Here is a 22,758-nt window from a genome sequence, read left to right on the forward strand (position 1 = left end):
CACGTTGCGGCCCTTGGGGCCGAGCGTGACCTTCACTGCGTCGGCGAGGATGTTGACGCCGCGCAGCATGCGCTCACGGGCGTCGCGGGAGAATTTTACGTCTTTGGCAGCCATTTTTTACTCCTGGGCTCAGTGCCCTTAAAGGTCTGTCTGGTGAAGAGGCGAACTGGTTTCGGCGGGTTCAGCCGATGATGCCCATGATGTCGGCTTCCTTCATGATCAGAAGGTCTTCGCCGTTGAGCTTGACTTCGGTGCCCGACCACTTGCCGAACAGGATGCGGTCGCCAGCCTTGACGTCCAGCGGGACGAGCTTGCCGGCTTCGTCGCGAGCGCCGGAACCAACGGCGATGATCTCGCCTTCCTGCGGCTTTTCCTTCGCCGTATCCGGAATGATGATCCCGCCGGCGGTCTTCGCTTCGGATTCGACGCGACGAACGACCACGCGGTCATGCAGCGGCCGGAAATTCGACTTTGCCATTTTTGGATGTCCCTGGTGCGGATGTTGAACGGTGCGGATGTTGAACGGTTCTCCGTTGCCGGAGAGTGGTTAGCACTCATCAGAAGCGAGTGCTAACGTGGCGTGAAATAGGTCGTAGGCTGGTACTAGTCAAGACGGAAGAGGGGACGGGCGAAGAGCGCATCAGGAGCAGATCATTCAAGGGATGATCCTATTGGCAGCGGCCGGGGTGAAAATCCGCGAGGGAAAGCAGCTTGCTGCCGCGCGCCATGCGGCGACAGCTGCAGCGCTTTTTTCGTCAGTTCGATCTTCTCGGCGCTCCGAAATCTCTTCGTCACTCCACATCACAGACGCTCCGCTCTCGCCACTCACATTCATCGCATCCGCGCAATGGCGCATTGGAAAGCTGTGACGGTCCTCCTGCCTCGCAGTTCGGCTGATAACGGCCTGCGAACATGCGCCGCCTCCTTCAGCACGTCGAGCAGCCCGGTCATCGGCCAGCGCGCCGATCTCGTTTTTGATCGAAGCGAGGCCCTTCGGTTCGGCCAAAGGCTTGAACGGCGTATAGCTATCCGGTTATCGCCGCCACAAAATACGAACCTTCTCATTCTGCGGAATATTGGCATCGAGGAGAAACAGTTCTTGCTCCAGCTCCTTCCGGATGGAAGCATGGAAGCGGTAAATCACCGTGCATCTTGTTGTCAGGTTCAGGCCAGAATAGTACGCATCTCCCGCACGGAACGTGATCGAGTGCATGTTCTGCAAGTTCAAGAATTGGCGTCGCATCGCAACACGATACGATCGCCATGCAGAACTACCTCTCAGCCCTTGCTCTCGCTAACAAAAAGACCCGGCACCCAATCTGGAGGGATTGGGTGCCGGGTCTTTAAGGTCACATTCGATTGGGAAGGTGCAGTGACGCTTCTTGGCTACGCCCCGCATGATTAACGAGCGGTTAACTGCGGGCATATTCGTCAGCTCCTATCCGGCGACAAGGGCGTCCAGATAGTCGTCTGGGTGACCGGGAATAACCGATAAGACCCCGACAGTGTGCCGGTGTCGATTCAGGTGCCTTGTTGCGTTCATGGATGATTGATTTCGCCGTTTTCGGGCGATGGCGCTTGTAGACAGGATCGCAAAGAGCGGCAGGACGTTCGGTCATGGCCCGACATACGAACCCTGCCTTCAGCGCCAACCTTATGCGACGGTACCCTCCCGACGTACCTTGCGTTGACCCCTACTGTCGGGTTTGTCGAGTCCGCGACACGGTGATGTTCGGCCCGGCGTGCCGCCGCGCTCTCAGTGAAGCCATTGAATAATATGCAGAACAGTTTTTCTGAGGCGCTTCCTGCGCAGTTGGCACGACTCTTGATGTTCTCGTTGTGCGGCGGCACATGCCGCCGACCGGCATCACTGATTCATCCTCGTATTTGAGCTCTAGGAAAGGAGACAACAATGAAGGCGGATATGTCAGCTTATGGTGTGACTGAATTAGCTCCTGAAGAAGCGTCTGCAATTTCGGGAGGGGTGTTTTGGGCAATAGCTTTCGCGGTTTTGGGGCTATTAGGCCTTGCAGCTGTAAGTATAGCGGCAAAAGCCGCCGACCGGCATCACTGATTCATCCTCTTATTTGAGCTCTAGGAAAGGAGACAACAATGAAGGCGGATATGTCAGCTTATGGTGTGACCGAATTAGCTCCTGAAGAAGCATCTGCAATTTCGGGAGGGCTATTCTGGGGAGTGGTTTGGGCAGCTGTTACGCTACTAGCTTTTGTAGCTGCGACTATAGCTGAAGGGGTAGTACGCGATAAGATACAGGGTTAGGACATAAGTGCGCAAGCTAACTATGCTTCATACTGAACATAGATCAGAATTTCCCCTTTCTCCTGAAATAGCCTGCTACACCGCAGAGAGCATTCTCTCCCGAAGATCAGGACGATCTTTGGTCATTTATAAGATGATTGTGCTCTCTGTGGTAGCGACATTGGTGTCGCTGCCACTCATCACCATAACGGTCTCTGCCCAAAGTGCCGGTATCATTCGCCCCACCGTCGAGAAGACGCCCCTGATCGCGCCCGTGTCCGGACGCATCTCCCGTATCCTTGCCGTTGAGAACGATCTCGTAGCCCAGGGGCAGGAGATCCTCGCCCTCGATGATGAGGTGGTTGAGGAAAAGCTCAGGGCGCTTACAGGCGATATTCGCGCTAAGAGCGATCTTGCCCGTGACCTCGAAACCCTGATCTCCTCCGGCACACAGGCCAAGGACCCGATCCGCCTCCTGACCGAGCCCGCTACGGCCGAGCGGGCGCATTTTCTCAACCTGCTGCGGGAGAACCAATATGCCCGCAGTAATGCCGCGGCGGAACTCGACCGCGCTAAGCGACTGCTCTCCGCTGCTGCAACGCCCGCAAAGGCCGTTGACGAGAAGGCTTTCGCCCTCCAGACAATTGAGGTTCAGGGCGAGATCCTCGCGCTGCGCAAATCCGCCGAATGGAACCAGCAGCTCTTCGACATTAACCTACGCCTCAAGGAACTCACGGCCACCTTGCATCAGCTCGAGAACGAACGGAATCTGACCCGCATTCGATCCCCCGTGTCAGGCGCTATCGAGCAATTCTCCGGCCTCACCCCCGGCAGCTACATCCAGGCCGGGCAAACCGTCGCTTGGGTCTCGCCGGACGGCGAACTGGTGGCGGAAATCTACGTCTCCCCCAACGACATTGGCTTCGTGCGGCCGGGCCAGGCGGTGCGGCTCCAAGTGGATGCCTTCAACTACAATCAATGGGGTGTCATTGACGCGACAGTGCTCGACGTGGCGCAGGACTTCACACTCCACGACAGGAGCCCGGTCTTCAAGGTCCGCTGCGCGCTCTCTCGCAGCCATCTCGCGCTCAAGAACGGGGTCATCGGTCACCTGAAGAGGGGCATGACCGTACGGGCCCGCTTCCTCGTGGCCGACCGCACTCTCCTGCAACTCCTCTACAATGAGGTCGACGATTGGCTCAATCCGCTCCTGGCGGGCCACTAATCCTTCGTTTTCCAAACAGCCAGCGAGCCGCCATGTCGAGCAAGGTCATCAAGTTCAAGCAACGCGACATCACCGATTGCGGGGCCGCCAGCCTTGCTTCTGTCGCAGCCTTCTATGGCTACAAGTTGCCATTGTCACGCATCCGCCAGTATGCCTCGACCGACCGCTCCGGCACCACCGTGCTGGGCCTCACGGAAGCGGCCCAGAAGCTGGGCTTTATCGCCAAAGGGGTGAAGGGTGGCTTCGACAGCCTATACAAGATCCCCAAGCCCGCTATCGCGCACGTGATCGTGAAGGAGGTTCTGCACCACTTCGTCGTAATCCAGGCGATCGACGCCAGGTGGGTCATCGTCATGGACCCAGCCCATGGCGAAATCCGCAAGCTGCCGCACGAGGAATTCAAGACGCAATGGACTGGCGTTCTGGTGCTCCTCGTTCCGGCAGACACCTTCAAGCGCCGCGAAAAGACCACCTCACCCCTCGCCCGCTTCGCGCGTCTGCTTGCGCCACACACGGCGGTGATGGCGCAGGCTCTCGTCGGGGCGCTGGTGACGACGATCCTCGCCCTCTCGACGGCCATTTACGTCCAGAAGATCGTCGATCACGTGATCACAGCGGGCAACCGCAACCTGCTCAACCTGATGAGCGTCGCCATGCTGCTGATCCTGGTCGCACAGATCCTGATCAATCTCCTCAGAAACCGGATCGTCCTGCAAACGGGGCAGAAAATCGATGTCCACCTGATCCTCGGCTACTACAATCACATCCTAAGCCTGCCCCAGAAGTTCTTCGACAGCATGCGCATGGGCGAAATCGTGTCCCGCATGAACGACGCGGTGAAGATCAGGAACTTCCTGAACGACGTCTCGATCAACATGTTCGTCGACGTGCTAATGATACTGTTCTCGCTCGGGCTGATGTTCATCTACTCGTGGAAGATCGCCTTGGTCGTGGCGGTCTCGATCCCATTGTACCTCTTAGTCTATTGGACCATCAACCGGCTGAATAGGAAGCGCCAGCGCGCCATTATGGAGAATGCCGCCGATCTGGAGGCACAACTGGTGGAATCCCTCGCAGCTGTCTCCACGATCAAGACCTCCGGCATGGAGAGCTTCGCCAACTTCAAGGTGGAGACCCGCTTCATCAAGATGCTGCACTCCGTCTACAGCTCCGGCCTCATCTCGATCTTCGGAGACAACGCCTCGAATTTCCTCTCGACCTTATTCATCATCGTGCTGATGTGGTTCGGAACGACGCTTGCCCTCGATCAAACCATCACGCCCGGCGAATTACTGTCCTGCTATACGTTGCTCGGCTATGTTACCCGGCCGGTTGCCAGCCTGATCCAGACCAACCGGATCGTTCAGGATGCTTTTATCGCAGCGGATCGCCTGTTCGAGATCTTCGACCTGGAGCCGGAGACAAGCGGCGGCGGCATTGATGCCACAAAGTCCAACCTTGGTGATATCCGCCTGGAGAACGTCACGTTCCGCTATGGCGCGCAGCCGGAGCTTTTCCAGGACCTCAGCGTCACCTTCCGCCGAGGCGAGATGACGGCCGTAGTCGGGGAAAGCGGCTCGGGCAAGAGCACCCTTGCGGCGCTGCTGCAGAATGTCTACCCGCATGAGGGCGGACGCATCCAGATCGGTCCCTTTGCTCTCCAGGATCTCTCAACCGTATCCCTGCGCAAGGCTATCGCTGCGGTGCCGCAATCGGTCGATGCGTTCTCGGGCTCGATGATCGAGAACATCGCCCTTGGCGAGTTCGAGCCGGACATCAAGAAGATCCTGCAAATCTGCGATCAATTAGGGCTACGAGAGCTGATCGATCGCTGGCCCGGCGGTCTCCAGACCCATGTGGGCGAGAACGGTGTACGCCTCTCCGGCGGCGAGAAGCAGCGCCTTGCCTTGGCTCGGGCTCTGTACCGGGATCCAGAGATCCTGATCCTCGACGAGGCGACCTCCTCTCTTGACTCGGTCGCCGAGGCGTTTGTCCTGCGGGTCGTCGAGGATCTGCGTCGGGCCGGTAAGACCATCGTCGTTATCGCTCATCGGCTCAGCACCATTTGTGGGGCCGACAAGATCGTGGTCTTGGATAAGGGGAGAGTTGTTGAGGAGGGAAGGCATGCTGATCTGCTGGCAACAGATGGCGCTTACGCTTGCTTGTGGCGGGCGCAGACCGGATCCAGCTACAGGTTCAGGTGGGGGGTCATCGCAGAATCTTCCCGGACCGTCGATCGGCCGATTCGAGGAAGGCCTGTCGCTGCGCCGTCACGTTAAATCGCGCAAGATCGACTACGTGCCCAATCTGGAGGGATGAGGCAACAGCGCTGGTCACGGCGTTCCAGTGCGCCATAGCGCAGATACGATGAATGTGGATGGCCGAAGGCGGAGCGTTTGTGATGCGGTGCGACGAAGAGTTTTCAAACCCCCGAGAAGACCGAGACGAAGCGCTGCGCCGCGGTTATCTTCCGTCACGCCTGCCATCACCGTTCGTGGCTCGAAGAGAAGCCACAGCCGATCGTCACCCCAATCTAGGCGGGTGCCGATGCCTTCGCGCCAAATTAGATCTGGGTGATTTGGACCACTTCCGGAGAGATTTCCGACCAACTTTCGCAGTGGTGCACAGCGCGGGTCAGCGGGATCAGCCGGAGCGAGAAGATCGGTGTTTCGGCGGCGGATGAGCGTCAGGTTATGTTTGCGCGCGAGCGCATGGGAGAGGGCTTGTCTAATAAGTCCGCGCTCCCCGTGGAGCGTGCGGCCACGATGTTCACGGACATGGCCGAAGAACCGCGGCGCGTCGACGGCAGCATCATGGCCGACCCGGCATGCTTGCATTTCATCCCGGCATGCCGGACCCGGATAATTTTCCGTTCAACACCTGGTCGAAACTGCTCAGCCTCCGGGTCGGTCCGTTCGAATTCGATGAAGCCGCGCAGCACGGGTGGTGGGTGGTGATCCAGGTTTGTGGTGTGGTCGATGTGGTGATCTCTGGATGAATTGACTGGCCTTTTTGTGCCAGCCGGGAAGACTGATGCTGTGTGGGTGTCTGGAATCGCGAAAAATACTATCAGAGCGCATCCCGATGGAATTGGGGCAAGCCTCTATCGGGGCCATGGCGATTGCGCTTGCGAGATTCGAGACGTCGAATATCTATCTAAGATGGACACGCTTTCGGTCGAGCAGCGACGCAGCATCATGAAGGCCGTCCGACGCGAGGACACCGCGCCGGAAATTGTGGTACGGCGCCTGCTGCGCACCTAATGCCGAAACGAATGGCAGCTCAGCAATCTGAGTGAGCTTCCGAGTGACAAAGCTGCTCCCACCTGTTATGTTCGACAAAACACACGACTTGGCTAACGCATAGGAGATATCGATATGACGAAGACGCTGAGAATGCGGTCGTCATCGACTGCTCCGCAACAGCGCCTCGTTGCGAAAAAGAAGCGCATGCGGAGTCTGATCCGTAAGGACGCCAACAAGGACATGCCGGGCGAGCAGAAGTTTGTCGTTCGGCAGACGCTTCGTGCTGCCATTCGCAAAGGCCTGATCGGCTCTAAAGACGAGCGGATCACAGCACGTTTGAGCCATGCCCTCATTGAGCAGGCTAAGCGCCAGACGGGCATTAAGGGTGACACCGAGTTGCTTGAATTCGCTCTCGCGAATGTTGCGCTCGAGGACAATTTCCCCGCGACCATGAACAAGCTCGCGGGCACCATCGATCCAGACATCAAGCTCGGCTTCTGATTGAGGTTTGAGTGTCAGAATTCGATGTTGAAGCAGCCCTTCGCTCGCTCCGTGGCTTTCCAACCAAAACACTTGCTCGCCGACCTGATGATCAGCTGCCCTTCGTGAACGAGGGCGAGCTCGGCGGACAAGCCCTATTGCTCGACACCTGTGTGTACATCGACAGGCTCCAAGGCAAAGCTCCTGCATTGGTGAAGCAGATCATGGACGGTCGGCACAACAACCATTCAGCCATCTGCATCCAGGAGTTGGCCCATACGCTTGGTGTCCTGAAGCCCGACGATCCCCGCACTGCGGGCGTGCATAGGGCTGTGTCCGAGGTAATCCGATCGATGCCCGGACACCGGATCCTAACGCCCGATGCCGACGTCCTTGGCCGCGCTGCTGTTCTCAATGGCGTGCTCTGTCGGCTGCAGGGCTACCAGGGCGACCAGAAGCTGCGCTGCCTGCATGACTGCACTCTGTATCTACAGGCATCGAAATCGGGGCTTGTCCTGTTGACTCGGAACATCGCCGACTACGACTTCTGCCGACAACTCATTCCTGGTGGCAAAGTCCTTTTCTACAGGTAGCGACTCCTCGGTTCGCCACCCTCTTGCTGCCCTTTGGAGCTGCCGCTCATCGGCCGACGCGACGCGTCAGGTCCGGGGTGTTCCTGGTGCATCCTCCAAGCGGCGCCAGCCTTCTTCCCGAAGAGCGTCTTCTCTAATTTAGATTGTATTAGCGGATGTTAAATTTAGAGCGTCTCGGCTTGCCGGAAATTAGGATCTCGGTGGCATAAGCCCGCATAGCTTTTGGGGTGTTGGCAGGAAGACCGATGCGCGGGCGTGGATGGATAAAGGCATTGCGTCAGGAAGAGGCTCGGCAGGTGCGTGCGCGCATTGCCGAACTGGAGCGCGATCTCATGGCGACCACACCTCAGGGGCGCCATCGACGTTTCGAAGCCGGACATGAACTTCGCAATGCGAAGTTCCGCCTGGAGCGTCTCGAGGAATCTATCCCCGAAATACCGGAGAAATGTGGGCGTTAGCGCAAGCTTCGCCGCTCTCAATCCTTGCCACGCGGTCGGCTGGTCGGCGGGGAACAGATGCCGGTCGTGCGGGTATATGCGTCGATGATGCCTTCATACAGAACGCGGCAACGATGCGAATGCGAGTTCAGGCCGAAATGAAAGACTCCAGTTCGACTCCTCGGAGGTGGGTCCCATTCGCATTTTGTAATGAAATCGCCGGCTTTTCCGGTTGGCACAAGCGTTGCAGAGCCATTTGCGAGAACATTTCGCCCAATGGGAGGAACGCATGAATCGCTGCAACAAGCTGGCCGACGTCGGCCGCCGTCAATTTCTAAGGGGAGGAGCGTTTGCCGCTGGAGGAATGGCCATAGCCGTGGCACTGCCGGCGCAGGCTCAGACAAAGACTGCACCGGGGCTGGCACTCGTCGAATACCCATCGAAGAGGCTGGCCAACTTAGGTGACCTGAAGCCGAACGAACCCCTCGACGTCAGTTACCACGACAGTGCGGGACCGGACGGCGACATTGTCGGATTCTCGACCACGTGCCCGCACAAGGGATTCCCATTGAACTACAACGCCGACGACCACTCCTTCAATTGTTCCGGCCAATACTCACATTTTGACGCTGATGCCGGAGGGCAGCAGATCTGGGGCCAGTCGACGGCCAATATTCCCCAATACGCGCTGCGCATCGACGCCAAGGGCGAAATCTACGCCGAGGGAGTCGACGAGCTCCTTTACGGCCGCCTGAGCAACGTACTTTAAGGGAGGATCGGATCATGGCTTACAAACATATCGACCGCCTGCCGTATCTTCAATCGGGGAGTTCCTGCGTGAAATATCTGTTCGTCGGTGCCACAATGGTTTTGGCGTTACTGCCTCCGGTCGCCCGGGCCCAGGATATCGAGGGAGGCAAGGCGGTCTTCAAAAAGTGCGCCGCCTGTCACAACGCTGATACCGAAGCGAACAAAGTCGGGCCAACCTTGAAAGGCGTCGTGGGCCGGACAGCGGGGACCGTCCTTGGCTATTCTTATTCGAAAGCCATGAAGGATGTGGGCGCTGCGGGCCTCGTATGGGATGAGCCGAACCTGATGGAATATCTGGCAAATCCCAAGGCGAAAGTGCCGGCGAACAAAATGGGGTTCCCTGGCCTCAAGAATCCCGACGACGTCAAAAACGTCATCGCCTATCTCAAGAGTGTGTCAGGTTAGAATCCTTTGGCCATTGCGTTTCGAGAACAACGCAAAGGAGGGAGCGATCATGGTTCACGCCGTGAAACCTGTTTTGAAAGCCGACTGTTCTGCCGGGCAGAGTGGCGAAGCTATCCCGTTCGAGACGGCGGTAGCCAAAGCCATCGCGCTCGCCAAACCTGTTCGATATAGGGAAACAGTCTCGCTCGTCGGTGCATTGGGGCGGGTTTGCGCGGCCGATATATGCTCGCCTATTTCGCTGCCTCCGTTCGATAATTCGGCCATGGACGGGTTTGCCGTTCGAACGGCGGATTTCGACGGGGAAGGGCCTTGGACTTTTCGTGTGGCTGAACGGGTGGTCGCCGGCGATGTACGCGCTCTTGAGAACCTCGACCCTCGAACTGCACTCAGGATATTCACGGGAGCACCCGTTCCGTGGACCTTCGACGCCGTGGTCATGCAAGAGCGCTGCGAGCGAATTGGCGACACCGTCACGATGTACGAGCGGCCCCGTCGTGGCCGTCACATCCGTTTTGCTGGCGAGGACGTCAGCGCCGACTCGGAACTGATAAGGCGGGGCAAGGGCCTATCCGCCAGGGATCTAACCTTGTTGGCAGCGGTGGGGATCGTCGACGTCCAGGTGCTTCGAAAAATCCGGATAGGACTGCTCTCGACCGGAACCGAATTGAAAGAACCGGGTGAACCCCTCGAACACGGTCAGATTTACAATTCCAATCAGATCATGCTGAGCTCGTTGCTGGCGGCTTGTCCTTGGGCGGAAATCGTCGACTTCGGCATGGTCCCTGACAGCCTGGGGCTCCTCACAGACGTTGTCGCTCGCGCCGTCACGTCCTGTGATGCCCTGGTTACCACAGGCGGGGTCTCGGCTGGCGAGGAAGACCATATGGTGGTGGCTGTTCAGGCTCATGGTGCCGACCTTGATGTCCTCAACGTCGCGATGCGGCCGGGCAAGCCGCTGAAGGTCGGAAGGATCAGGAAAACAGTCTTTGCAGGGTTGCCGGGCAATCCCAACGCGGCGCTGATAGCGTTCCGGCAGATTGTCCTGCCTGCCTTGCGAAGGCTGGCTGGCCTCGCGGAGATCCAGCCGCAATGGTTCTCGGCGGTGGCTGGCTTCAACTGCAAAAAGCGGCAAGGCCGAACCGAGTTTGTACCCGTCCGCATATCCGGCCGCACCGAAATGGGTGAACCTGTGCTGGAGATGCTTGAACGTGGAACCTCGGCCAATTTGATGGCCATTGCGTTGGCCGACGGCGTCGCACTCCTGCCGCCTGAGGCAGCCGAAATCACAAACAGCATGCCGCTACGCTACGAGCCGTTTGGGACCTAGCATTAGGGCGAGTCTGTGGGGAAGGTCAGCCTGCCCGCCGCAAATCCCGATGCCGCGCCCGAGCTGCGATGAGCAGGCAGGTCTCGTCGCTAAGTCCGGCCTGGAAAAGTCGAACCAGGTCAGAGGCAACGTTCTCGGCTTCTGGTGACCCTGGCTGGATATGGCTCTCTTGGGAAAGCTGGTCGAAAACCGACTTCAGGCTTTCCAAGTCACTCGGATAGAGGGCTGGGTCAAGGTTGAGACGATCAATCATCTGCGCCTCCCGCGGGCTGAGATCCTGAACGAAACAAAAGGGCGGCGGCGAGGGAGACCCGCCGACAGGCAAAAATGACTCCGCCAAAAGCGCTTGTCATCAAAAAAATTGTCGATTGAAATCTTGGTACATTCATGAAATCTCGAAACGAGATAGGAGCATATTCTTATCTCGTTTTTGCCGGCGTCAGCAATGCCCGCCCGCCACAAAGGCATCCACACCGAGGCCTTCCTGGATCGCTTTTGGCCCTAACAACGCCGTCATCCCCTGGGAGAACTGCTGCGAGAGGCCTACGAGCCCGATCATAGCTGGGCAGCGTCAATGGGAACCGCCGACCGCAGAGTACATATCCGCCTCGACGCCAAGGAATATCTCGCCTTTCGGTTCAAGGAAAAAGGCAGCGGCTGGGAGAAGGTGGCGGAAGAAGCGGAAGAATACCCACCACGGCCAGACCTACTAGTACCTCTGCACAGAGGATTTGACGGGTTCGATGGGTTGTAACCTGGGCAGGCTATCGGGTTCGACGAGCAGTTCAATGCTGCGCGCGAGGCCCGGTTGCCTGCGGATCAATCCCGCGCGCTCGAGGGTGAGCACCATCTGATGGACGGAAGGCGCGGTGACGCCGAAGAAGCGCTGCATGTCGCGTTCGGCCGGCGAGCGCCCGTTGAGCAGGCCGTAGGTCCAGATGAAGGCGAGATACTGTCCCTGCTTTTCGGTGAAGCGGGGTTGGGCAGGCGGCTGTCCGTCAAGTAATTGATTCATTTTCCGATTCTTCCGGAACCTCCGCAACCGAAGGAGGCCATCCGGATGAATGTACGCTATCGCGTCGATCTCGACCAACCCGAGCGCGACGAACTCACAGCCATGCTGCGAAGCGGCAAGCATCCGGCGCGCAAGCTCAAGCGGGCCCAGATCCTGCTCGCTGCCGATGCCGGCTTGGGCGACGAGACCATTGCGACGACGGTGGTGGTCGGCGGCTCCACGGTCTATCGCACCAAGCGCGCTTCGTGGAGATAGGCCTGGAGGCGGCGCTCAGCGAAGAGCCGCGCGCCGGGGCAGAGCGCAAGCTGACCGGCAAGGAGGAAGCCTTGCTGGTGGCCACCGCCTGCTCCAGCCCGCCGCCCGGACGGGCCCGCTGGACACTGGAGCTGCTGGCCGACGCGTTCGTCAAGTTGACTGAGCACGAACAGCTGTCGCGCGAGACAGTGCGTCGGCGTCTGGCCGAGAACGATCTCAAGCCATGGCGCAAGAACATGTGGTGCATTCCCAAGGTCGACGCCGAGTATGTCGCGCGCATGGAAGATGTGCTCGACCTCTACGCCGAGGCGCCCGATCCACAGCGACCGGTCGTGTGCTTCGACGAAAGCCCGACCCAGCTCATCGGCGAAGTGCGCCAGCCGATCCCGGCCGCGCCGGGAAGGCTGGAGCGCTATGACTGCGAGTACAAGCGCAACGGCACCGCCAACCTGTTTGTCTTCCTCGACGCGCACCGCTCCTGGCGCAAGGTCAAAGTCACCGAGCGGCGTGCGGCACACGACTTTGCCCACTGCATGCGCGATCTCGTCGATATCCATTATCCCGAGGCCGAGCCCATCCGCGTGGTGCTCGACAATCTGTCGACCCACACGCCCGCCGCGCTCTACCAGGCCCTGCCGCCATCAGAGGCGCGACGCATCCTCAAAAGACTGGAGTTCCATTACACCCCCAAGCACGCCAGCTGGCTCAACATGGTCGAGATCGAGATCGGCGTCCTGCGCGGCCAATGCCTCGACCGCCGCATCGAAACTCGCGGCAGCCTCACTGCCGAGGTCGCCGCTTGGGAAAACCAGCGAAACAACAGCGGCGCCCGCATCAACTGGATGTTCTCAACCAAACAGGCCCGCCTCAAATTGGCCAAAGCCTATCCAATACCAGCCAAAGAGTCATAATCCCTGTGCAGAGCCACTAGGCGAATCTTTCCTAGTTAAGGACCCGGCGCGCGTGAAGTGAAGGGCTGCTGGCATCCAGCGAGGAAACCAGGCGTATGACAACTTGGAGCCGATACGCTACCACGGTCAGAACGACACAGTGGAGGGTGCTCTGGCTTCGTTTTCCCAGGAACAGCTGCAGGCCATTGCAGATGCGCTCGCGGATACTTCGGAAGGACTGCGGGGCCCCGAGATTGGTCACCTTCTGGCGAGCTGCCACATTAAGGACAGCGACCCGGGCATCACGAAGCGCCACCGTCTCTATAACGCCTTTGCCCACGAGGAGAATACACGCCGCGATCGCACCCGCATCATGGGGTTCATCCGGAAGGCCATGAAGCCGGCGCGGTTCGCCCGCGAGCCTGAACGCTTCGAGCCAATGCGTGCCAACCTCAACCGGGCGCTCGCTTTCACCGGACTTTCCGTTGCCGCCTCTGGCGAGCTGTCGAAGGCAGAAAAGGTCCAGACGCTCGGGCAGGCAGAGCGGCGGGCGCGGGAACTCCGCGAAGACCTCGCGTCGCGAGGCGTGCATCCGGATGTGATGAGGTTCTGTCGGCAAGAGCTGCTGCAGGACAACTATTTCCACGCCGTGCTCGAAGCGGTGAAGAGCATCGCCGCCAAAGTGCGGTCCCGCACCGGGCTCGATGATGAAGGCGCCGGGCTCGTCGACAGGGCGTTTTCGGGAACGCCTCCGATGCTCGGCGGCGCTTCACCATAGGCGAGATGCAGGAAGCTAAGGACCACCTGCATTTGATTGCGAACCGCGTCCACGATCTCGGCTTCTGAGCCGTGACCTTCGCGATCGCTCAACCCGCGACATACAGCTTCAACCCAGCCTTGGAACAAGCGAACCGCGCTACCATCGTTGCAGAGGAGCCGTTCACCAGATAGCTCCACTTGTAGTCCGCGCCTTTGGTTGACATTGCGGACTGACTCTCGCCACCGGCAAGGTTGAAGAGCGCTCCCTTGTTGCAGTCGTACTTGGCCTGCGTGAACCAGATGCCTGTGTTGGCGCTACCGCGTGAGCTTATCACGTTGACGACGCCAGCACCTTCGTAGGTCACCTTCTCGACCATATACGTCACGCCACGCTCGCCCGCCCGATCGACGCGAGTGGGCTCTGTAATCAAACCGCCGTCATGTGGCGCTTCCACGACGGCACTGACGGCAGCCGTCTTGTCAGCGGCCGCGGTTGGACGTGTCAGCATAACGCCGACGAATCCGATGGTGGCAAGAACAAGCAGACCAAGCACCGCGGAGAAGCCGTAGTCCGCTCGAGTTCGCCTTGGAGGTGGAACGACAATGGGCCTGATCTGCCTTGGCATGCCAACATTGTCAGCACGCTTTCCGAAGCTTCTGAATTCCTTAGTGTCCATTTCCATTCAACCTCCGCCCAATTGTCGATTCTGAACCTAAAAGGTCGGCAAGTTGACAATGCGTACGGTCAGACAACGCGCAAAATCAGGAATTTTGAGGTTGGTACGGCGCTTGCTTGTTCACGGGACCATTATCCGATCGCTTATGAGAGCGAGATGGATAGTTTGGCAACATTGAGCAAAGGCAGGAATTAGCTATGCCGAGAACTGACTTAGAGCGATTCGTCAACGATTTAGGCAAAAAAGGCAGTCTGCTTGAAAGGCTCAAACAACGCGCTGGAGGGCTTGCATCGATTGTAGCGATTGGAAAGAGCCTCGACTACAACATCACGCTTGACGAGGTTAAAAGTTACATCCGATCGAACAGCCGACAGAAGCCAAGTAGTAAGAAGCTCGGCGCGATTACGGGCCGCAAGCGTGGTTCTAGCGCTTCGGCCTTGACCAGCCTTGTACAGACCACTGCGTTGGCTAATTTCGCTACAGATGTACCCATGAGCCCTGTGCAAGTCAGGGAAAAGGCTAGCGTCGCCGCGGTCGTTATAGTTGTTGTAGTTGTTGTTTTTGTCGCGACCTGATGTAATTTTAGCTCTAACCGCATTGGCTCGGACGAGCCGGTCTGAAGTAACATGAAAGCAAACCGTGTCGAGGATGAGATCATGCCATCAGGCCTACAACGGGCCGCTTCAAGGGCTCACCTGTGCCCTCGGGGCGAACACTGGCAACAAATCTTTGACCGGCGCACGCCGGAGGAACGGCGCACGTTGTCACACGTCAAGCGCTTCATGGAGCGGCTGGCCGGTGACAGGGAGTTCCGCACGGCGCTTTTGGAGAACCTCGACGCCCCTCGAGCGGTAACAGAGCGCTACGGCATCGAAGTTGACCCAATGGAGATGCTGCCGCTCTGGTGCGGTGACTACCTGAAGTACCGCTTCAAGCCGGAGTCTGCCCCGTGGCCGCTGGCTATGATGTGGGACGAGTATATGCGCGAGATGTTGCGCCATCGCGACCTCCTGCGCGACCAAGGCGAAATGTCGATGATCAACCCTCGCTTTCATGCCTGGCGCGAGCGCCAAATCCGGCGCTGTAACGACGAATTGGGCGAATTGGCGCCGTCGATCACGCACCCCATCCTCGCTTTCGAGCTGAGCGAAGGCTGCACCGTCGGTTGCTGGTTCTGTGGCCTCTCGGCGGACCGCTTCAAGGGTTATTATGAATATAGCGAGGAGCATGCAGAGCTTTGGCGCGGCGTGGTCGGTGTCGCGAGCGAGATGTTTGGTTCGGCAGTCCGCACTGGCTTCTGCTACTGGGCCACAGATCCGATCGATAACCCGGACTACGACCGCTTTCTGTTCGACTACCATCAAATCACGGGCGCATTGCCACAAACGACGACGGCCGCCCCGCTCAAGGATCAGGCACTCACCAGGCGCGTGCTCGAACTGTTCAAACGCTACGGTGGCGTGACGAATCGTTTCTCCGTGCTAAGTACGAACCATCTCAATCAGATTCACGCGGCGTTTTCGCCCGAGGACCTGATGGGGGTCGAACTCATCCTGCAGGGCAAGGAGGCGCCGACCGCAAAGGCTTTCACCGGGCGCGCACGCGCGCGGAAGGAGAAACTCAAGGCAGCCAACAAAGATGATGCAATCGCCTTGCCGGAGGGCTATCCCACGACGATCGCCTGTGTTTCCGGCTTCCTCGTAAATATGCTGCAGGGACGTTTACAACTGGTGACGCCGGTACCGGGTAGCGAACGCTGGCCTCTTGGGTACCGAACCGTGGGTCAACGTTTCTTCAGGACGCCCGACGAGTTCCGGGAGGGGCTCCAGAGCATCATCGACGAGCATATGGTCGAAAGCCCACCTCCCAACCTACCGATCCGCTTCCGCGGAGACCTGCAATACGAGGCAGGGAACCGGTGCTTCCATCTCCGCTCACGCAACATTGAACACCGGGTGCCCGACGAGGTCGTTCCGATTTCCGTTGGCGATCTAATCGCGTGCGGCAACTGTACAGCCTCGGAGCTGATTATGCGGGTCACGACGGACGGAGCGAGCGCCCTTGCAGTCGCCGACCTGCTCGATCAGCTATACGCGGCCGGGGTGATCGAAGAGGACCTCGACATCCTTGCCGCCGCATAGCACGGCCCGCCATCTCATCCTCCTTCGGCTCAACGAAGATTTGCAACAGAACCATCTGACGAGCATTCCCAATTCTGCCCCTAAACTAGAAACCCGACTTTGCGCACAACCGGCATTCATGATCGCGACAGCGGACAGGTTGCCAGCCAGACCCGCGTAAACGACAGACGTGTCGCCTGAAAATAGTCCGCGAGGGCCGCCGGATCGCTCGCAAGGCCTCATCGTCGACAATGCAGACGCTTGGTCTCGTCGAGAGATACTCTAGCGCCATTGCTCGGGTTGCCGAGCCGCCCGTCGGCTCCCCATCGGGGAGCCATCCTACATTCACATGTTCGGAGTCGCTTGCTCGATAACCGATCTGCGAACCGCGCAAGCAGATGTTTCAGATCCCGCCCACGCAGAGGTATTTCATTTCGAGGTAGTCCTCGAGGCCATGGCGGGAACCCTCCCGCCCGATACCGGACTGTTTTATCCCGCCGAAGGGTGCCGCTTCCGATGACATGCGTCCCGTGTTGATGCCAACCATGCCATATTCCAAAGCCTCGGCCACACGCCAGACACGCTTCAGGTTTGAGGCATAAAAATAGGCGGCGAGGCCGTAGATCGTGTCGTTGGCCTCACGTACCACCTGATCAGCATCGTTGAAGCGAATGATCGGCGCCAGCGGCCCGAATGTCTCCTCCTGCGCAACTGCCATCACGCTGGAAATCTCGGTGAGGACCGTGGGTTCAAAAAACGTGCCTTCCTCGCCGATGCGTTTGCCCCCGCATCGAATTGTGCCGCGTTTGGCGACGGCATCGGCGATATGGGATTCGATCTTGGCCAGAGCTTGCTTGTCGATGAGCGGTCCGATGTCCACTCCGGGAGCGAAGCCGTCGCCAACCGATAGGCGCCGGACTTTCTCCACGAATTTCTCGACGAACTCATCGTGAACGCGCGACTGGACATAAAGGCGGTTCGCCGAAACGCAGGTCTGGCCGGCATTGCGGAACTTCGCCTGGATCGCTCCGTCAACCGCAGCGTCGATATCGGCGTCGTCGAAGACGATGAAAGGTGCATTGCCGCCCAACTCGAGGCTGACCTTCTTGATCTGGTCCGAGCACTGGCGCATCAGCAGCCGGCCAACCTCGGTCGAGCCGGTGAAGCTGATCTTGCGGACCTTGGGGTTGGTGCAGAGTTCACGGCCGACGCCATCACCTTCGGACGCATAGATCAGGTTGACGACGCCTTCGGGAAACCCAGCCTCATGCGCTAGGGCGAACATTGCGCCAGCCACGAGCGGCGTCTGTTCAGCGGGCTTGAGGGTGATCGTGCAGCCCGCCGCCAAGGCTGGTGAGATCTTGCGCGCCACCATGGAAGCGGGGAAATTCCATGGCGTGATCGTGCCGACGACGCCGATGGGCTGCTTGATCACCAGCATCCGACGGTCCGTCGATGGTGCGGAGATCGTCTCGCCATAGATGCGATTGGCCTCTTCGGCGTACCATTGCAGATACGCCGCAGCATGCGATATCTCCGACCTGGCTTCCGCAAGCGGCTTGCCCATCTCCGCAGTGAGAATCGCGGCGAGATCGTCGGCGTGGTCGATGATCGACTGGTGCCATCGCCACAGAACATCGCTGCGCTCACGTGCGGTCAACGCCGCCCATCCAGGCTGCGCGATATAGGCTTTGTCGATCGCAGCGCGTGTCTCCTCCGCGCCCATGTCGGGGAGTTCTGCCAGCACTTCGCCGGTCGATGGATTGAAGACCTCGAATGTCCGGCCGCTAACAGGCGTGACAAGTGCCGGCAGGCAGTCGATGGCTCCAAACAGGTCGGGGGATTTCAGGTGGCGGATCATCGGCAGGCACAGGGGCAATACCGGATTCCTCCTCAACGCAGCGGATATTCATGTCGGCAGAGTGTTGGTATGTATTCCCCACGTCCGGGTTCCTTATAGGGCCTCGGCCAGACGGCTGGTAGACCACCGTATCCAACTGCAAAGGGAAAATACTTTGAATTCTCTAATCGATGCTCGCGGTTCTCGCTAGGCGAAAAAATCGGACGTCGGCTTTGCCATCCGCACGCAGTGCATGCTGGTGGCCTGCGCCTACAATCTGCGGACCACGATCGGCGTCCTCTATCACCCAAGAGAGGCTGGCGTGAGGAGGAGCGCGCCACAATCAGACGAGTCGGCCGCCTGAACCGGCAAATGCCTTGCAAGGCCCCGAAAACCGCTCCGCGGGCCTTTAAAAAACCTCACTAGCCCACCGAATCGGACTTCGCTCCACACGCGAAAAGGCCTCACAAGGGGACAAGGAAGACGAATGGGCTCCTGGACTTATCCTTTGCCCCCCAGCGGCGGGCCAACGACCATAATGGCGGGCTCGGCCGAAAGCAGCTTCTTCGCCGCGGCCTTGACCTGGTCGAGCGTCACCTGATCGATGAGGGCGGCGCGGCGCTGGATGTGGTCGATGCCGAAATCGTCGAGCTGCATCTCGACCAGCGTGGCTGCAATCGAGCTGGAGGAATCCAGATGGTTGATGGCATAGGCGCCGATCAGATATTTTTTGCTCGCCTCGAGCTCGGACTCCGTCGGCCCCTTCTCCGCCAGCTCCTTCACCACTTGGCGCAAGATGCTCAGCGTCTCGGCGGCGCGGTCCGACCGTGTCGCCGTTGTAACCAGCAGCGCATGAGAATGCTCGTTATCGACCAGATAAGAGCCGACGCCATAGGCAAGGCCGCGCTTTTCGCGCACCTCCTCCCACAGGCGCGACGTGAAGGGCGAGCCGCCGAGGATGTCGTTCATCAGCAGCGCGGCGAAGAAATCCGGCTCGCTGCGTCCAACGCCTGGAAAAGCCAACCGCAGCGAGGTCTGCGGAAGGTCGTAGTTCGCCTCCACCTGTTGTCCGAGTTTTGCGGCGACATCGGCAACGGGGGAGAGCGTCTGCTTCTGAGGCAATTCGCCAAACAGCTGGTCGAGCTTTTCACTCAGCCTCTTCGCGTCAATGTCTCCGACCACGGCAACATGGAGCCCGCCGCGTGCGAAAGTGGCCTTGTGGAAGGCGCCGAGATCGGCCGGCGTGACGCCGGCGAGGCTCTCTTTGGTCCCTTCGTCCGGCCTCGAATAGGGGTGCGCGCCGTAGATCGCGCGCAGCCATTTGCGCTCGGCGATCGCCTTGGGGTCGCGCTTACTAGCGATGATGCCGGAGAGAATCTGGGCGCGGATGCGGTCGATCGGCTCCTGGTCGAAGCGCGGCCTGTTGACCGCGAGCCGAAGCAGATCGAAAGCGGCGTCCTTCCGCAGGGAAAGCATGCGCATCGAGCCATAAATGCCGTCGCGCTGCGCTTCGAAGCTCATCTCGGCGCCGGCATCGTCGAGCTTCACCTGGAAGGCATCCCTGTCGAGATCGCCGGCGCCCTCGGCGAACAGGCCGGTCATCAGATGAGCGAGCCCCTCCTTGCCGACCGGGTCCTGGGTGGTGCCGCCGTCGAAGACAAAGCGGATGGCGACAATCGGCACCGTATGGTCCTCCACCAGCCAGGCGGTGATGCCCTTTTCAGATTTCACCTCCTGGATGGTCATCGCCGCATGGGCGGTGAGCGCCGGCAGGATGAGGAAGAAAGTGGCGAGGAGAAGGATGGCCAGCGGGGTGACGAGCCGCGCGGCCCTCCCTTCTCCCAGAAGGGGAGAAGGCAAGGCGTGCGCGAAGGTGCTGCGGTATTGGTTCGTCATCACATCATTTCTCTGTCTTGGGCAAGAGATAGCCGGTGGTCGAATGGTCGGGCACGAGATAGCGGCCGGCAACGCCCTTTACTTGGTCGGCGGTGACCTTGCGGATGCGGTCCGGCCATTCCTCGACATCATTTACGCTGCCGCCGGTGGCAAGCGTGGCGCCATACATGAGGGCCATGTAGGCCGGGTTGTCGCGGGCGAGGATCACCGAGCGGACCTGGCGGTCCTTGGCCTCGTCCAGCTCGTCATCGGTCACACCGTCCTTGACGATGCGGGCGATCTCCGCGTCGACCGCCGCTTCCAGATCGGCGATCTTGGCATCGCCGCGCGGCGAGCCGTAGATGGTGAAGCTGGTGGCATCGAGCATGGTGCCCCCGAAATTGGCGCCGGCCTCGGCGGCAATGCCCTGCTTCACCAACAGCTGCTGGTAGAGCCGGCTGCGATTGTTGCCGCCGAGGATTTCGGCCAGGAGGTCGAGCGCTTCGGCCTCGCCAGGTTCGGCCGTATGATAGGACGGCACCACCCATTGCGTGGAAAAGCGGGGCACCGAAACGCGCGCGTCGGTCAGCGTCACCGTGCGCTTGGTGTTCTGCTCGGGTTCGACCGGACGGATGCGGGCTAAACCAAGACCCGCCGCAACCTTTCCATACGTCTTCTCGGCCAGCGCCTTCACCGTTTCCGGCTCGACGTCGCCGGTCACCACCAGAACGGCGTTATTGGGCCTATAATATAGGTTATAGAAACAGACCGCGTCGTTCCAGTTCAGCTTCTCCAACTCCTGCATCCAGCCGATGACCGGGATACGGTAGGGCTGGCTCTGCCACAACGTCGCGTCGACCTCCTCGTCCATCACCGCCTGCGGATTGTTGTCGATGCGCGAGCGGCGCTCCTCCAGGATCACGTCGCGCTCGGTCTTGATATCATCGTCGGTGAGGTTGAGGTTGAACATGCGATCGGCCTCGAAGCTCATCATCTGCTCCAACGCCGAAGGCGCCACCGTCTCATAGAAGGCGGTGTAGTCGTAATCGGTGAAGGCATTATGCGAGCCGCCGATCTCGGCCACGGCGCGGTCGAACTCGCCGGCGGCATGGTTGATCGTCGCCGCCTTGAACATCAGATGCTCGACGAAATGGGCAATGCCCGACTTGCCCGGCTGCTCGTCGGCGCTGCCGATATTGTACCACACCATATGGGTGACGACCGGCGCACGGTGATCAGGAATGACGACCACCTCCATGCCGTTGTCGAGCAGGAAATCCGTCGCCTTGCCGTGATTGTTGGTGGCCAGAACCGGAGCGGTCGTCGAGAGAACCAACGCGGTCGCAATGAATGCCCTGCGCAGCCAGTGAGACCGAAGTTCGATCAATGGCTCCCGTTGTGGTGGCGGGTCGACAGGCAAGGTTCGAGGCAAAGTGATTTGTTCCTCATTTTGAAGGCGCTGCGTCCCCGTCTCCCCTTGTTGTGGGCGAAGGTGGGCCGGCGGGCAGCGCCGAGCCAGATGAGCAACCGTCTTCATCTTGCCAGGCCTTGCTCGAGCGTCATCTTCGGATGGGTCTGGGAGGCCCGCGGCTGTATTTTTTGGTGAGGTGATCATGAGTTCTCCTTGGTCAGTGACGCGTTTGCGGATGACCACGCATGTACCGTGCCAATCAGAAAACCGTTGGAGGCAATGTGATAAATCGGGCTCTGCTATGTTGCGTATCCGACATTGTCGGACATCGGACCTCGCCGAACGCGAAGCGCTTGCGGCTTGAGGCGATACCTTACGCGTGCGGAAGACGATCGAGCATGCTGCCGCGGAGGGAGATAGGATGCGCCTCGAATTCACTGCGGCACTAAGAGGGTTGGAATGGAGACGATGCTCGTCGCCGCAGGATGCTGTCCTCGACAGGGAGGCCAAGGTCGACGCTGAACGAGCAGTGTGTGCCCGGCAGGGAAGAGGAGCTGGCCGCCAAGCTATTCGCAGTGCAGGTGGCGGAGAGGCGAGGGGAGCTTGGCGGGCCGACGTCGAGGAGGCGCTCAACGGCACCTGGCTAAAGCGTGGCATCGCCGGGTCTGGCCTCGGCAGCGTGCCTGATCAGCTGTCAGAGTTGTCCAAAGCTATCAGGGATCGCGAGGCAATGTGTGTACACCTCCCGACAAGATCGCGGGCTGCCAGACGCTGGGCCGTGCACCCAAGCCGACAAAGAGCGCGTAGACGTTTTGAAAAACCGACAAACAAGCCAGCGACGGGAGGTGCTCTTGGCGTGTTTCCTATCGGCGTGCCTTCTTCAATTTCCGGAGCGGACCACGAAACCGCAATCGCCGTCCTCAAGGACGCTGAGACATTGCGGCTAATTGATCATAAATCGGCGGATGCGCGGACGAAGCGGCCTTGCGCGATGCCCTTTGCTGATCCCGCCGGGCGACCGCAGGCTGCAGCTGATCGAGATTTGGTAAAAGGCGATCGACGGCCGGACGGCGATTGGTGGACGGCATGAGCAGCGCGCTAAATATTACGCTTCGCGTCAAAAATCTAAATTCGC

Annotated in this window: 22 protein-coding genes and 2 pseudogenes; 16 read left to right on the top strand and 8 right to left on the bottom strand. The window is 59.5% G+C overall.

The features are described from left to right. Positions 1-181: 181 nt before the first annotated feature. Positions 182-478, bottom strand: a complete 297-nt coding sequence (gene groES, locus CIT26_RS30270) for a co-chaperone GroES (RefSeq protein WP_095495974.1) — start codon at positions 476-478, stop codon at positions 182-184. Between the two features lie 282 nt (positions 479-760). On the opposite strand from groES, the pseudogene CIT26_RS38035 reads away from it, so the two are divergent. After that, positions 761-871, top strand: a pseudogene (locus CIT26_RS38035) (IS6 family transposase); the annotation flags it as partial. Between the two features lie 44 nt (positions 872-915). Here the strand turns inward: CIT26_RS38035 and CIT26_RS38955 are convergent. Further along, positions 916-1,186 (bottom strand): annotated as a pseudogene (locus CIT26_RS38955) (hypothetical protein); the annotation flags it as partial. A 726-nt stretch (positions 1,187-1,912) separates the two neighbouring features. Between CIT26_RS38955 and CIT26_RS36850 the strand changes: the two are divergent. The 11 genes from CIT26_RS36850 (at position 1,913) to CIT26_RS30320 (ending at position 10,781) form a co-directional block, all read left to right on the top strand. Then, the gene (locus CIT26_RS36850; protein ID WP_167391582.1) at positions 1,913-2,074 is read left to right on the top strand and encodes a hypothetical protein; all 162 of its coding nucleotides are present in this window, start codon (positions 1,913-1,915) and stop codon (positions 2,072-2,074) included. Positions 2,075-2,112: 38 nt separating this feature from the next. Continuing rightward, the gene (locus CIT26_RS36855; protein WP_167391583.1) at positions 2,113-2,280 is read left to right on the top strand and encodes a hypothetical protein; all 168 of its coding nucleotides are present in this window, start codon (positions 2,113-2,115) and stop codon (positions 2,278-2,280) included. A gap of 118 nt (positions 2,281-2,398) precedes the next feature. After that, the gene (locus CIT26_RS30285) at positions 2,399-3,484 is read left to right on the top strand and encodes an HlyD family secretion protein (RefSeq protein WP_095495975.1); all 1,086 of its coding nucleotides are present in this window, start codon (positions 2,399-2,401) and stop codon (positions 3,482-3,484) included. A gap of 32 nt (positions 3,485-3,516) precedes the next feature. Then, positions 3,517-5,763 (top strand): peptidase domain-containing ABC transporter, encoded by a 2,247-nt coding sequence (locus CIT26_RS30290; RefSeq protein WP_245319619.1) that lies wholly within the window; start codon positions 3,517-3,519, stop codon positions 5,761-5,763. A 548-nt stretch (positions 5,764-6,311) separates the two neighbouring features. Continuing rightward, entirely contained in the window at positions 6,312-6,482 is a 171-nt protein-coding gene (locus CIT26_RS36860; RefSeq protein ID WP_167391584.1) for a hypothetical protein, read from the top strand. 379 nt (positions 6,483-6,861) lie between these two features. Further along, a complete protein-coding gene (locus CIT26_RS30295) occupies positions 6,862-7,230 on the top strand; it encodes a hypothetical protein (protein ID WP_245319620.1) in 369 nt (122 codons plus the stop codon). A gap of 11 nt (positions 7,231-7,241) precedes the next feature. Continuing rightward, complete coding sequence (locus CIT26_RS30300) at positions 7,242-7,802, top strand: type II toxin-antitoxin system VapC family toxin (protein ID WP_095495976.1); 561 nt, start codon at positions 7,242-7,244, stop codon at positions 7,800-7,802. A gap of 245 nt (positions 7,803-8,047) precedes the next feature. Next, complete coding sequence (locus tag CIT26_RS30305) at positions 8,048-8,260, top strand: hypothetical protein (protein WP_167391585.1); 213 nt, start codon at positions 8,048-8,050, stop codon at positions 8,258-8,260. Positions 8,261-8,528: 268 nt separating this feature from the next. Further along, on the top strand, positions 8,529-9,008 hold the full coding sequence (locus CIT26_RS30310; protein ID WP_095495978.1) for an arsenate reductase (azurin) small subunit: 480 nt from the start codon (positions 8,529-8,531) through the stop codon (positions 9,006-9,008). A gap of 95 nt (positions 9,009-9,103) precedes the next feature. After that, a complete protein-coding gene (locus tag CIT26_RS30315) occupies positions 9,104-9,454 on the top strand; it encodes a c-type cytochrome (RefSeq protein WP_167391598.1) in 351 nt (116 codons plus the stop codon). A gap of 49 nt (positions 9,455-9,503) precedes the next feature. Further along, positions 9,504-10,781 (top strand): molybdopterin molybdotransferase MoeA, encoded by a 1,278-nt coding sequence (locus CIT26_RS30320; RefSeq protein WP_095495980.1) that lies wholly within the window; start codon positions 9,504-9,506, stop codon positions 10,779-10,781. Between the two features lie 25 nt (positions 10,782-10,806). On the opposite strand, the gene CIT26_RS30325 is transcribed toward CIT26_RS30320, so the two are convergent. Further along, positions 10,807-11,034, bottom strand: coding sequence for a hypothetical protein (locus CIT26_RS30325; RefSeq protein WP_095495981.1), 228 nt, complete (start codon positions 11,032-11,034; stop codon positions 10,807-10,809). 456 nt (positions 11,035-11,490) lie between these two features. Next, positions 11,491-11,796, bottom strand: a complete 306-nt coding sequence (locus tag CIT26_RS30330; protein ID WP_095495982.1) for a LexA family protein — start codon at positions 11,794-11,796, stop codon at positions 11,491-11,493. 45 nt (positions 11,797-11,841) lie between these two features. Between CIT26_RS30330 and CIT26_RS30335 the strand changes: the two genes are divergently transcribed. Both CIT26_RS30335 and CIT26_RS30340 read left to right on the top strand, forming a co-directional pair. Next, positions 11,842-12,962 (top strand): IS630 family transposase gene (locus tag CIT26_RS30335; RefSeq protein ID WP_425350387.1). Its coding sequence is split into 2 segments (ribosomal slippage): positions 11,842-12,034 and positions 12,034-12,962, totalling 1,122 coding nucleotides; the frame shifts between segments, so codons are not numbered across the junction. Between the two features lie 103 nt (positions 12,963-13,065). Continuing rightward, positions 13,066-13,719, top strand: coding sequence for a TIGR02391 family protein (locus CIT26_RS30340; RefSeq protein ID WP_245319621.1), 654 nt, complete (start codon positions 13,066-13,068; stop codon positions 13,717-13,719). Between the two features lie 88 nt (positions 13,720-13,807). Here CIT26_RS30340 and CIT26_RS30345 read toward each other — a convergent pair whose 3' ends face one another. Continuing rightward, positions 13,808-14,383: a hypothetical protein gene (locus CIT26_RS30345; RefSeq protein ID WP_095495983.1), complete on the bottom strand. Its 576-nt coding sequence runs from the start codon at positions 14,381-14,383 to the stop codon at positions 13,808-13,810. A 191-nt stretch (positions 14,384-14,574) separates the two neighbouring features. On the opposite strand from CIT26_RS30345, the gene CIT26_RS30350 reads away from it, so the two are divergent. After that, positions 14,575-14,952 (top strand): Nif11-like leader peptide family natural product precursor, encoded by a 378-nt coding sequence (locus CIT26_RS30350; RefSeq protein ID WP_095495984.1) that lies wholly within the window; start codon positions 14,575-14,577, stop codon positions 14,950-14,952. Between the two features lie 81 nt (positions 14,953-15,033). Beyond that, positions 15,034-16,518, top strand: a complete 1,485-nt coding sequence (locus CIT26_RS30355) for a radical SAM family RiPP maturation amino acid epimerase (protein ID WP_167391599.1) — start codon at positions 15,034-15,036, stop codon at positions 16,516-16,518. A 382-nt stretch (positions 16,519-16,900) separates the two neighbouring features. Here CIT26_RS30355 and CIT26_RS30360 read toward each other — a convergent pair whose 3' ends face one another. The 3 genes from CIT26_RS30360 to CIT26_RS30370 form a co-directional block, all read right to left on the bottom strand. Continuing rightward, positions 16,901-18,358, bottom strand: coding sequence for an NAD-dependent succinate-semialdehyde dehydrogenase (locus CIT26_RS30360; RefSeq protein WP_425350389.1), 1,458 nt, complete (start codon positions 18,356-18,358; stop codon positions 16,901-16,903). Between the two features lie 480 nt (positions 18,359-18,838). Further along, positions 18,839-20,233 (bottom strand): M16 family metallopeptidase, encoded by a 1,395-nt coding sequence (locus CIT26_RS30365; RefSeq protein WP_095496087.1) that lies wholly within the window; start codon positions 20,231-20,233, stop codon positions 18,839-18,841. Positions 20,234-20,237: 4 nt separating this feature from the next. Further along, on the bottom strand, positions 20,238-21,596 hold the full coding sequence (locus CIT26_RS30370; RefSeq protein WP_167391600.1) for a M16 family metallopeptidase: 1,359 nt from the start codon (positions 21,594-21,596) through the stop codon (positions 20,238-20,240). Between the last annotated feature and the right edge of the window lie 1,162 nt (positions 21,597-22,758).

This window comes from Mesorhizobium temperatum (assembly GCF_002284575.1).
GTDB classification, from domain to species: Bacteria; Pseudomonadota; Alphaproteobacteria; order Rhizobiales; family Rhizobiaceae; genus Mesorhizobium; species Mesorhizobium temperatum.